At 51.7% G+C, this 10,530-nt stretch carries 16 protein-coding genes; 9 read left to right on the forward strand and 7 right to left on the reverse strand.

Annotation, left to right across the window (positions count from 1 at the left end; all coding sequences use genetic code 11):
* The first annotated feature begins 1 nt into the window (after nucleotide 1).
* From VFS25_RS16175 to VFS25_RS16185, 3 genes are all read left to right on the forward strand, one after another.
* A complete protein-coding gene (locus VFS25_RS16175) occupies nucleotides 2-979 on the forward strand; it encodes an ABC transporter ATP-binding protein (protein ID WP_326463207.1) in 978 nt (325 codons plus the stop codon).
* Between the two features lie 69 nt (nucleotides 980-1,048).
* A complete protein-coding gene (locus tag VFS25_RS16180) occupies nucleotides 1,049-1,762 on the forward strand; it encodes a 2OG-Fe(II) oxygenase (protein ID WP_326463208.1) in 714 nt (237 codons plus the stop codon).
* A gap of 3 nt (nucleotides 1,763-1,765) precedes the next feature.
* On the forward strand, nucleotides 1,766-2,047 hold the full coding sequence (locus tag VFS25_RS16185; protein WP_326463209.1) for an Ada metal-binding domain-containing protein: 282 nt from the start codon (nucleotides 1,766-1,768) through the stop codon (nucleotides 2,045-2,047).
* On the opposite strand, the gene VFS25_RS16190 is transcribed toward VFS25_RS16185, so the two are convergent.
* The 5 genes from VFS25_RS16190 to VFS25_RS16210 all read right to left on the reverse strand — a co-directional run bounded on the left by VFS25_RS16190 (nucleotide 2,025) and on the right by VFS25_RS16210 (nucleotide 5,163).
* The gene (locus VFS25_RS16190) at nucleotides 2,025-2,255 is read right to left on the reverse strand and encodes a hypothetical protein (RefSeq protein WP_326463210.1); all 231 of its coding nucleotides are present in this window, start codon (nucleotides 2,253-2,255) and stop codon (nucleotides 2,025-2,027) included. The genes VFS25_RS16185 and VFS25_RS16190 overlap by 23 nt on opposite strands.
* Before the next feature lie 21 nt (nucleotides 2,256-2,276).
* Entirely contained in the window at nucleotides 2,277-2,663 is a 387-nt protein-coding gene (locus VFS25_RS16195; RefSeq protein WP_326463211.1) for a DoxX family protein, read from the reverse strand.
* A gap of 208 nt (nucleotides 2,664-2,871) precedes the next feature.
* Nucleotides 2,872-4,173, reverse strand: a complete 1,302-nt coding sequence (locus tag VFS25_RS16200) for a spondin domain-containing protein (RefSeq protein ID WP_326463212.1) — start codon at nucleotides 4,171-4,173, stop codon at nucleotides 2,872-2,874.
* 63 nt (nucleotides 4,174-4,236) lie between these two features.
* Nucleotides 4,237-4,815 (reverse strand): peroxiredoxin-like family protein, encoded by a 579-nt coding sequence (locus tag VFS25_RS16205; RefSeq protein WP_326463213.1) that lies wholly within the window; start codon nucleotides 4,813-4,815, stop codon nucleotides 4,237-4,239.
* Nucleotides 4,816-4,899: 84 nt separating this feature from the next.
* Nucleotides 4,900-5,163: a hypothetical protein gene (locus VFS25_RS16210; RefSeq protein WP_326463214.1), complete on the reverse strand. Its 264-nt coding sequence runs from the start codon at nucleotides 5,161-5,163 to the stop codon at nucleotides 4,900-4,902.
* Between the two features lie 299 nt (nucleotides 5,164-5,462).
* Between VFS25_RS16210 and VFS25_RS16215 the strand changes: the two genes are divergently transcribed.
* From VFS25_RS16215 to VFS25_RS16235, 5 genes are read left to right on the forward strand one after another with little or no spacing between them, the layout of a single operon-like run.
* Nucleotides 5,463-6,119, forward strand: coding sequence for a cytochrome b/b6 domain-containing protein (locus VFS25_RS16215; RefSeq protein ID WP_326463215.1), 657 nt, complete (start codon nucleotides 5,463-5,465; stop codon nucleotides 6,117-6,119).
* Nucleotides 6,120-6,131: 12 nt separating this feature from the next.
* Nucleotides 6,132-6,920: a molybdopterin-dependent oxidoreductase gene (locus tag VFS25_RS16220; RefSeq protein ID WP_326463216.1), complete on the forward strand. Its 789-nt coding sequence runs from the start codon at nucleotides 6,132-6,134 to the stop codon at nucleotides 6,918-6,920.
* Nucleotides 6,921-6,952: 32 nt separating this feature from the next.
* Nucleotides 6,953-7,447 (forward strand): peptide-methionine (R)-S-oxide reductase MsrB, encoded by a 495-nt coding sequence (gene msrB / locus VFS25_RS16225; protein ID WP_326463217.1) that lies wholly within the window; start codon nucleotides 6,953-6,955, stop codon nucleotides 7,445-7,447.
* Nucleotides 7,444-8,106, forward strand: coding sequence for a peptide-methionine (S)-S-oxide reductase MsrA (gene msrA, locus VFS25_RS16230; RefSeq protein ID WP_326463218.1), 663 nt, complete (start codon nucleotides 7,444-7,446; stop codon nucleotides 8,104-8,106). The genes msrB and msrA overlap by 4 nt, the downstream gene beginning before the upstream one ends.
* A gap of 28 nt (nucleotides 8,107-8,134) precedes the next feature.
* Nucleotides 8,135-8,428, forward strand: coding sequence for an antibiotic biosynthesis monooxygenase (locus tag VFS25_RS16235; RefSeq protein ID WP_326463219.1), 294 nt, complete (start codon nucleotides 8,135-8,137; stop codon nucleotides 8,426-8,428).
* Between the two features lie 84 nt (nucleotides 8,429-8,512).
* On the opposite strand, the gene VFS25_RS16240 is transcribed toward VFS25_RS16235, so the two are convergent.
* Together VFS25_RS16240 and VFS25_RS16245 are read right to left on the reverse strand one after the other, a co-directional pair.
* Nucleotides 8,513-8,878 (reverse strand): SnoaL-like domain-containing protein, encoded by a 366-nt coding sequence (locus VFS25_RS16240; RefSeq protein WP_326463220.1) that lies wholly within the window; start codon nucleotides 8,876-8,878, stop codon nucleotides 8,513-8,515.
* A gap of 101 nt (nucleotides 8,879-8,979) precedes the next feature.
* Nucleotides 8,980-9,909, reverse strand: a complete 930-nt coding sequence (locus tag VFS25_RS16245; protein WP_326463221.1) for a helix-turn-helix transcriptional regulator — start codon at nucleotides 9,907-9,909, stop codon at nucleotides 8,980-8,982.
* An 83-nt stretch (nucleotides 9,910-9,992) separates the two neighbouring features.
* On the opposite strand from VFS25_RS16245, the gene VFS25_RS16250 reads away from it, so the two are divergent.
* Entirely contained in the window at nucleotides 9,993-10,427 is a 435-nt protein-coding gene (locus VFS25_RS16250) for a phosphohydrolase (protein WP_326463222.1), read from the forward strand.
* The last annotated feature ends 103 nt before the right edge of the window (nucleotides 10,428-10,530 follow it).

Here is a 10,530-nt window from a genome sequence, read left to right on the forward strand (position 1 = left end):
CATGGACCTTTTAACTGTTTCGCACCTGGGTAAGCAGCAGCAGGGCGCTGCTGTGGTAAAAGATATCAGCTTTACCTTATCCCCCTTCCATAAAGTGGCCATTGCCGGCGAAACCGGTTCGGGCAAAAGCACCCTGCTGAAAATGATAGCCGGCCTGGCACCGGTTGATGAAGGCGTGGTGCTGTTCAACGGGCAACGTGTAAAAGGCCCGCATGAAGTATTGCTGCCGGGCCATCCGGCCATCGCCTATCTTTCCCAGCATTTTGAATTGCGCAACCGCTATACGGTGGCTGAAGTGCTGGAGCGCGTGAACCAGCTGGACGAAGCAGCTGCCAGCGAAATATACAGGGTATGCCGCATTACCCACCTGCTGCACCGCGGCACCGACCAGCTTTCGGGCGGTGAAAAACAGCGCGTGGCCCTGGCGCGCCTGCTGGGCACTGCGCCGCAGCTGCTGCTGCTGGATGAGCCCTACTCTAACCTGGACATGATCCACAAACAGCTGCTCAAAGCGGTGATAAAAGACATTGGGGAGCAGATGAACATTACCTGCATGCTGGTATCTCACGACCCGCAGGATATGCTGTCGTGGGCCGATGAAATAATGATTATGCAGGATGGCGTTATTGCGCAGCAGGGCGCCCCGCAGCAGGTATATCACCAGCCGGTAAATACCTATGCCGCCGGTTTGCTGGGCCGGTATCACCTGCTGGAAGCCGCAGCAGCCAAAGCGCTGCAGGCAGGCGCACCCCCTAAAGGCAAGCGGCTGTTCGTACGCCCCGAGCAGTTTATTATTACCACTCAACCGGATAAAGCCCTGAAAGGAAAAGTAAATGCCGTTACCTTTTACGGCAGCTATTATGAGATGGAGGTGGCTTTACCAAAAGATAGCATTACCCTTATTACCATGCATCCGCAGGCAGCCCCGGGCAGTACCGTGCACATTGCCCTGGCGCCCGGGGAGCGCTGGTATTTGTAGCCACACAACCGCAAGTTCCGGGTTTTCATCTGCCGCCAGGCAAAATACCTTTGCGGGAAAGATGATGATATGCAACCTATTATTGAACGCCTGCAATCAAAAGACTGGACAAAAGCCGCTGCAGACCTGCATGCACAGGGCTATGCCCTGGTGCCCGGCCTGCTTACCAAACAGGAATGCAACAGCCTGATTGCTGCCTATGAAGCCGGCAACGCCTACCGTAAAACCATTACCATGGAGCGCTACCGCTTTGGCAAAGGGGAATACAAATATTTCCGTTATCCATTGCCGGAGCTTATCAGCACCATACGGCAAACCGTATACCCGTACCTGGCGCCGGTAGCCAACAAATGGATGGAGGTGCTGAATATACCAAAAACCTTTCCGCCTACCCACGCCGCTTTACTGGAGCTTTGCAATGCGCACGGGCAAACCCTGCCTACGGTGCTTATACTGCAATATGGCGAAGGCGGCTTTAACACGCTGCACCAGGACCTCTACGGCGATGTTTATTTTCCCATGCAGCTGGTGCTATTCCTCAATGAAGCGGGAGAAGACTATACCGGCGGCGAGTTTGTGCTTACGGAGCAAATACCCCGCGCGCAATCCAAAGCCAATGTGCTGCAGCCCCGCCGCGGCGATATGCTGTTGTTTACCACCAGTTTCCGCCCTGTTAAAGGCAGTAAAGGGTATTACCGGGTGAACATGAAGCATGGCGTAAGCACTGTACATAACGGGCAGCGCTATACGCTGGGCATTATTTTCCACGACGCACAAACCTGAGCCATGACAGACCACCTGGAGCCGGGTACGGATGCGCATACACGCAGCAGGATGATCCGGTCGCTGATACGCAGCGGCGCTATCCGGATGGCCGGCAATAAACGGCTGCGCATTTACGGGCTCCTCTCCTGCACATCCGGCAAACAGATGAAAGCCCGCAACAGGATCTTTTTCGCCACTGAGCAGGAAGCGCTGGCAGCAGGCTACCGCCCCTGCGGGCATTGCATGCCCGAAAAGTACCGCATGTGGAAAGCGGGGGCGGCTATTCCAGCACCGTACAGCTAAAGCCGTGCGCTGCTACCAGCATTTGCACCTTATCCGGCGCAAAGCTCTGCCCTTCTACCCGCAGTATGCGGTCGCAGTCTTCCAGGTCAAAATTCACCTTGCTGCCCGGGAAGTGCAGGCGCAGCAAAGCCGCCAGCTTTTCGGCATGGGAGGTTTGCTCCACGTTGGTTTTAAACACTTCTACCATTGTAAATACCGGAGAATACATCGGGTTACCATTTTATGCTGCTTACGCCATTACCCGCAGCGCTGCCGCTTTTTGTCTTTTGTGATGATAAATGTAAGAGAGGGCAATAAGGCCAAAGCCTACCAGGAATACTATCAGCCCCGCGCCTGTGTCGCCGGAGCAAATGCCGGAGTACATGGCGCCGGACAGGTCATAGGTGAAGCCGGCATACGCCCACTCCTTTAACCGCGGAAAGCCCGGTATCAGTATAACAATAGCGCCCAGCAACTTGGCAACGCCTAAAAAAGGCAGCAGGTAAGCCGGGTAACCCAGGTGCTGGAACAGTGCAACGGCATCGGGGCTTTTGAGAATATCGGGTATGGCGCCCATGCCCATTAACAGGCAAAGCAGGACGGTGGAGATCCAGTAAATGATGTTAATCTTCTTCATGATGCTGTAGGTTTTGATATAAGGTTTAACAGTACAAATATATATGCGGCTGCTTACTTACAGGGGTTGTGAATACGACATAAAAAGGGGGATTTCCGACAGCGCGCGCGGGGAATTAATAATTAAGAATGAATAATGAATAATTAACAAAAAGGCGCCTGTCCGGTAAGGACAAGCGCCTGGGGTTGGTTGTTGATGAGCAATGCTATTATTGCAGCGTTACGTGAATGATTTCCGGTATAGCCGGTAATGTAGTAAAAGCATTGGGGTTAGGCACCTGTGAAATAGGCTGGCTTTCCTGCAGCGGGGTACCTGCCAGGTTAAACTGGGTGATACCTGCGCCGGGAAACTGGTTAACAGCGGTGCCATCGTCATACAGCTGTATGCTGGAGGAAATATCGCCTTTCTGGGTAGCATCCACACCATTGCCGGCAGATGCAAAGAACCAGTCGTTGGAAAAGCCGTACATGGTGGCAATGGCTATGCGGTCGCCGCTGCTTACGTGCAGGTCCTGCGATACCTTGCCGCCTGCCTGGCCGTTAATAACCGGCAGCAGCACCTGCGTGCCGGGCGCGGGCAGCACATACACGGCTTTTACGCCCTTCATACCTTTCAGGGCAGCAGCCAGCGTATCGGCATTGCCTTTTTGCGCCAGCGGCGCCAGGCCTTGCCCGCGGTCCACCTCACCGGTTTTATAAATGGGATTGTCTATACCGTTATATACCACTACCAGTACGGGCGACAGCGGGGTAAAAATACCGGTAATGCCTTTTATATAGCTGTACAATGCAGTGTTATCGCCTTTTTCCGCAATATCTGTTAAACCATTGGCAGTAGGCTGGCCGGCTGTGTACAGCGGTGCGCTGTTCAGCAGGTTGCCGCCGGCAATGTAGGAGATGGCCCATACGCCGGGGCTCAGCGGCGTTTCATTGGCAGTGCCGCCGGAAATGTTTTGCAGCGTTAGGGTGAACATGGAGTTGCCGTCGTACTTCAGCGTGGCCTTTACCAGTTTGGAAGCTGCCAGGTAAGTGTTGCCCTGCGCATCCACACCATTTACTTCAGTAATGTTTTTACTGTCCGCCGTACCGGGATGGGTTACATTAGCGCCCGGCTGCTGGTTAATGCGCGTACCGTTATCCCACAGCTTTACCTGGTCAGATACATCGCCTTCCATGGGCATACCTTTAACATCATATAAGCCGATGCCCGGGTTGGCAGGTGCGAAAAACAGGTCGTTGGACCAGCCATACATGCAGGCAAATGTGATGGCCTCTCCCTTGGCGGCGGAAAAGTGTACCTGTACCGACTGGCCGGGCATAATTACCGGCGGCGTGCCGGTGCCCTGGAAGGTGCCGGACTCCACCAGCGGCTGCGATTTCAGCACGTTTTCAATAGTTATAGTGGTTTGCCGGCTGGGAGGATTGTGATCATCATCTTTGTTGCAGGCAGCAAAGGCAAAGGGCAGCAGCGCTATGGCCGGCCAGTAATGCAGTTTTTTAAATGTGCTCATATGTGGGTGATTTTGTTAGATGAATGGCATTGATATAAAAGCGGCAAAGTGTATGGATGCTTATTACAGCGCCTGCAGCAGATCGGCTACAGATGCGCGTTTCCGGTAGTCTTTATCAAACTGTACGAAAGTTATTTTGCCGGTATTGTCAATAATATAGGTGGCGGGCACAGGCAGCACATGATCGGTGTTGCCGTTTATCTCATCCAGGTTCACGTGCCAGTTCCTGTACTGGTTCACGGTTTTATCATCCAGCACATAGTTCACATCATATGCTTTCATGATGTGGTAATCTTTATCCTGTATAATGGAAAACGAAGCATGTGTTTTTTCAATGGTTTTGCTGATGTTTTCCGCGGTTTCGGGGGTTACCCCTACTACGTAAGCGCCTTTGGCCGTAAGCAGGCTCAGGGAGTCCTGCAGCTCCTTAATATGCTTGTTGCAATAGGGGCACCATTGCCCGCGGTAAAAGAACAGTACCACGGCCTTGTGTTTTTTCAGCAGCTGGCGCAGCGCTACCTTCTTACCGGTATTATCTGTTCCGGAAAAGGCCGGCGCCTGTGTGCCGCTTTTAAGGCCGCTTTGGGCAAAAGCATTTATAAAGCAAAAAAGCGCAAGGCTTAGTGTGGTCAAGTGTTTCATAACATACTGTTTAACATTTTTTTAGCATGGCTGGAATGTAAAGGGGCAGTTACGCCCCTTTACCTGCCTGATCTGACAAACACCCTACATTTTGCCTGCAGGTTTTTTAGTCATTTTTCCACCGGACATTTTATCCATTTGCTTGTCTTTCATTTTACTGTCAGACATCTTATCCATTTTCTTCGGGCTCATTTTGCTGTGCGACATCTTGCTCATTTTGCTGTGCGACATTTTCGCCGTGTCTTTCTTTTGCGGTTCCTGCGCATGGGCCTGGAAGGTAAAGCAGGCCGCTATTACAGCTGCCAGCAGGCTTTTTCCGATGTTGACATGAAGTGTCTGATTTCTCATGGTGTTTGTTTTTTTGTGCGTTTTAACCTTATAGTCGACGGCAGGAATTAAACCTTACAAACTTTCTCAAATTTTTTTTCGGGTGGGCGTCCCAAATAAATTTACCCGGAGGGGTTTGTCAGGATAAACATAATGACGCGTCTATTTGTATAAAGCAATAGGCTGACCGGTGCAACAAACGGCATTGCCATATAAAAGGTTTACCGCTCATTGCTTTTGCGCAGGAGATGAACAGCAGCGCAATCCTTACAGGAACGAAACGCGCACAACCTGCACTATCATAACGTAACCGCTTATATATGAAAGCTATTAAGGAAAAACACTCCCTGCTGATGCGCTGGACCCACTGGGTCAACTTCCCGGTGCTGGCGGCCATGATCTGGAGCGGCATGCTTATTTACTGGGCCAACGACGTATATACTATCAATGTGGGTGGCCGCACTTTGGTGCAGTTTTTCCCGCAATGGTTTTACAATGCGCTGCATATCCCCTACCGCCTGGCAGAAGGCATGGCCTGGCATTTTCTTTTCATGTGGTTCTTTATGCTCAACGGCCTGCTATACCTGTTATACACCATTTTCTCAGGCGCCTGGCGCGAGCTGGCGCCTAACCGGCATTCTTTTAAAGAAGCCTGGCAGGTGCTGCTGCATGACCTGCACATCCGCAAAACAGCGCCGCCGCAAAACAAGTACAATGCTGCGCAGCGTATTGCATATACCGCCATTATTATCATGGGCATTGGCTCTGTGGCCACGGGCCTGGCCATTTACAAGCCTGTGCAGCTGTACTGGCTGTGCTGGTTATGCGGGGGCTATCATTTTGCGCGCATCCTGCACTTTGCGCTCACCATAGGCTATGTGCTGTTTTTTGTAGTGCATGTAGTGCAGGTAATACTGGCAGGGTGGAATAATTTCCGCTCGGTGGTATCGGGTTTTGAAGTAGTGGAAGAAGCTTAAAACAACCGTACAATGCAGCACGCAAATCATAAAAAACACAAGCCGGAGCTTACAGTACAGCAAAAGATCAACCGGCGCAACTTCATCTCCTTCACTGCTTTTTTTGTAGTGGGGGGCGCTATGTTCGGCGGCTGGAAATGGCTGGCCAATGCCCCGGAGGAAACACCCGGCATTACTGCCGGCGCACGCAGGCCGCTACGCCGCGCGCTCAACAAAACAGAGCTGTTTTTCCGCCGCATTTTCAGCAGCAGCCACCCGGTAAAAACCTACCCCAAAAGCCGGGCTGCCAAAAGGGTACGTGTGAACGGCGATATAGGTATTGACGATGAAGGCTTTAATCCGCAGCAGTGGCAGCTTACCGTTATGAAAGGGCCTGAAGATGCGCTGCAGCTAACCCTGAACGACCTGCAGGCCCTGCCCAAAACAGAGCTGGTATTTGATTTCAAATGCGTGGAAGGCTGGGACCAGGTACAATACTGGGGCGGCGTAAAGTTCACGGATTTTATAGCGCACTATGGCTTACAGGAGCAGGCAAAAAAGCAGTACGTGGGAATGGTTACACCTAACGGCGAATATTACGTGGGCCTTGACATGCCCAGCGCATTGCATCCGCAAACACTGCTGGCCTACGAAATGAACGGGCAGCCCCTGGCATTGGAGCACGGCGCGCCGCTGCGGTTAATTATACCGGTGAAGTACGGCATTAAAAGCCTGAAGCGCATTGGCACCATCAGCTTTAGCAATGAAAGGCCGCCCGACTACTGGGCGGAACAGGGATATGATTATTATTCAGGGTTATAAGGCCCTGCAACGTTTATCTTAAATCTTAACATATGAAATTACGCATCTTCAACCTGGTAAGTGTTTTCGTGCTGCTGCTGGCCACCACGGCCTGCGGGCAGCAAATGCCGGATAAAAAAGATTTCCCGGAAGCAAAGCCGGCCAACTACTGGAAAAATGTGCTGTCGCCTGAAGCATACGAGATTATGGTGAACCGCGGCACCGAAACGCCGTTCGACAATCCGTACTGGAACAATCACCAGAAAGGCGTTTATGTAAGCGCCGCCACCGGCAAGCCCTTGTTCAGCTCCGACGCCAAATTCAACTCCGGCACCGGCTGGCCCAGCTTTTACAAGCCTATTGACCCGGATGCCATTATGATCGTAAAGGATTACTCCCTGGGCATGGAGCGCGACGAAGTAGTGGAACGCAGCACCGGCCTTCACCTGGGCCATGTTTTTGACGATGGCCCCCCGCCTACCGGCAAGCGCTATTGCATGAACTCCTATGCATTAAAATTTGTAAAAGCAGTTAAAAACAATAAATGATGAAGCGAGCCCTGAAATACCTGGCCGGGTTGCTGTTCCTGTACAGCTGCGCCTACAGCCAGTCTGATTACGACGAGTCTTTTGCGCACCTGCCGGCGCCCCGCAAAGGCGAGCAGGTAGCAACCTTTGCCGGCGGCTGTTTCTGGAGCATGGCAGAAGGCATGCTGGAGCTTAAAGGCGTGCACAAAGTTGTGTCGGGCTATAGCGGCGGCACCACCAAACGCCCTACTTATGAGGAGGTAGGCTCCGGCAGCACCGGCCATGCAGAGTCGGTACAGGTGTATTACGATCCCGCGGTGATCGATTATGCAACGCTGGCGGAAGCTTTTTTTTATGCGCATGACCCTACGACCCTTAACCGGCAGGGACCGGATATAGGTACCGATTACCGGTCCGTAGCTTTCTACCGTACACCCGAAGAGCAGAAAATATTAACACAGGTGATAGCCAAAGTAAATGCCTCACATCACTATCATAACCCGGTTGTTACGGAGGTAGTGCCGTTCAAGGTATTTTACCCGGCGGAGAATTACCACCAGGGCTATTACCGGCAGCACCCCGAAAGCCCGTACATACAATCTGTTTCCATGCCCAAAGTAAGGAAGCTGGAAAAGGCCATGGGCGATAAAATAAAACCGGCGTTCCAGGTAAAAGGTTAATAAACATCTATATACAAAAAAAAATATTATGGTAAAGTACGCATTACTGGCGCGGCTGGAGGCCCAACCGGGCAAAGAGCAGGAATTGTCGGAATTTTTAAAAAGCGCATTGCCGCTGGCGCAGCAGGAAGTAAAAACCATTCAGTGGTTTGCCCTGCAGATCGGGCCATCCACGTTCGGCATTTTTGATACGTTTGAAGCAGAAGATGGCCGGCGCGACCACCTGGCCGGCCCTATTGCGAAAGCGCTGATGGAAAAAGCGCCGGAGCTGCTGGCAAAAGACCCGGTAATAGAGCAGGTAACACTGCTGGCCGTAAAATAACAGGCCCTTTAGGGATAGTTAAACGCACAACGCATCTTGCCGTAATGGCAGGATGCGTTGTGCGTTGGATCTAAAACCGGTAAGTCAATAAAAAAACTGCTCTAAAATAACTTTACCGTCCTTTACCTGGAAAACGCCGATCTCGTCTAACTGCGCGCGGGAGTTGTTTTTGAAGGTAACCTCCTTTTTCAGTGCAACGCTGAAGAAATCCGCTGCTACTATGGGCTCGCTGCAATAATGACTATGCACGGTTGCTATTTTTTCGCGGTGGGCGATGCTTTTGGCGGTAATAGCTGCTCGTCCTTTGCTGATTACCTGCATGCCTGCTGATGCTGCATGTTCGGGCTCCCGGCTTACGATGTCATCGTCATAAAGTTCGTCCTGGATTGCGGTCCATTTGTGCTGGCATGCCAGCTCGTAATACCTGTTTGCCACCTCCTGTGTTGTCATAGCTGTCAATTTTTTATGAGCGTAAATCTTTAACAGCACAAAGATGAATGGGGGGAGTGACAACGTTATGTCAGGAGGGGTGGGCGTTTGCAAAAATCAATCTACCCCCGGAAAGCCAAAGGTGAAAAATCAGTTTGCTTGCGGAAGAAGTTGGAAAAATGCGCTACTTCCTCAAACCCAAGGCAGTAGGCTATTTCAGACACACTCCAGTCTGTTTGTTTCAGCAGTACTTTGGCTTCCTGCACAATGCGGCTGCTGATCAGGTCTGTGGTGGTTTTGCCGGTACTTTCCTTCAGCACTTTGTTCAGGTGGTTCACGTGAACGGATAAACGGTTGGCATAATCCTTGGCAGTGCGCAGCTTCAGCCGCTGGTGGGGCGATTCAACAGGGAACTGCCTTTCCAGCAGTTCTGCAAACAACGACGATACCCTGGCTGCGGCATTGTGCGTGGGATAAAGGGCCGTAGCAGGCTGCAGCTTTTGCCCGTAGTGGATCAGCTCCATTACATAATTGCGCAGCAGGTCGTATTTATAGGCATAATCGGACCATAGCTCCTTGTGCATTTTCAGGAAAATAGCTTCAATTTCCGCTGCGGCTTCCTCCTCTACCTGGAACACCGGGTAACCGCCGGCCTTAAAAATGGGCAACTCATCCAGCACCACCCCGCTTTTGCCCGGCGTTAAAAATTCACTGGTAAATATGCAAAAGTGCCCGCGCTGGTCCCAGTCCTTCGGCAGCCAGTGGTAAGGCACCTTGGGAGTAGCAAACAGCAGCGCGTTCTTTTCAATATCAATTACCTTATCGGCATATTCGGCACGGTTACGGCCGCTGATCAGGCTTATTTTGTAGTAGGCCCGCCGGTTGTAAGGCATAAAGGGCTTTTCCCGCATCTTCTTCATCACGGCGCCCACATCAAAAACATTAAAGTGCCCGATCTCTTTACTAATACCTTCCGGCAGCAGGCTATCGGGCTTTACTTCCCGTATGGCTGCCGCGTGCTTATAGAATTCATCCAGGGTGGTGGTTTCCATAATAAGCTATTTGATTTGTAAAATTCAAATATGCTGCAAAGATAGGTATTATTCACCGGCCTGCTTTTTGTTACATTTATGATATGACACTTCAGCGAGCAATTGAAATAGCTATCTCCGCCCACCAGGGGCAGCTGGATAAATACGGCGCCCCCTACATTGGCCACGCCATGCGGGTAATGAATATGGGCCGGACAGAAGAAGAAAAAATATGCGGCGTGCTGCACGACGTGTTGGAAGATACTTCCTGGACCTTTGAACAGCTGGCGGCGGAAGGCCTCAGCCCCGCAATACTGGAAGCCCTGCGCTGTGTAACCAAACTATCGGAAGATGAGGATTACGACCACTTTACCGCCCGCATACTACCCAACCGCCTGGCCTGCCTGGTAAAGCTGAACGACCTCACCGATAATATGGACGTGCGCCGCATGCCCCAAGTACAGGAAAAAGATGTGGCCCGCCTGAATAAATACCTGCGGGCCTACCGGCAGGTAAGCGCGGCGCTTATGCAACCCTGAGCCCTGCAGCATATGCATTATAATGGCTTCGTATAGGCCTGCCCCGGGGCTGTGCCACCGCCGCGGCTTAAAGCGCCGCCGCGTGATAACCCTGTTTATGATA

Origin of the sequence: Chitinophaga sp. (assembly GCF_035761305.1) — a bacterium.
Classification (GTDB): Bacteria; Bacteroidota; Bacteroidia; order Chitinophagales; family Chitinophagaceae; genus Chitinophaga.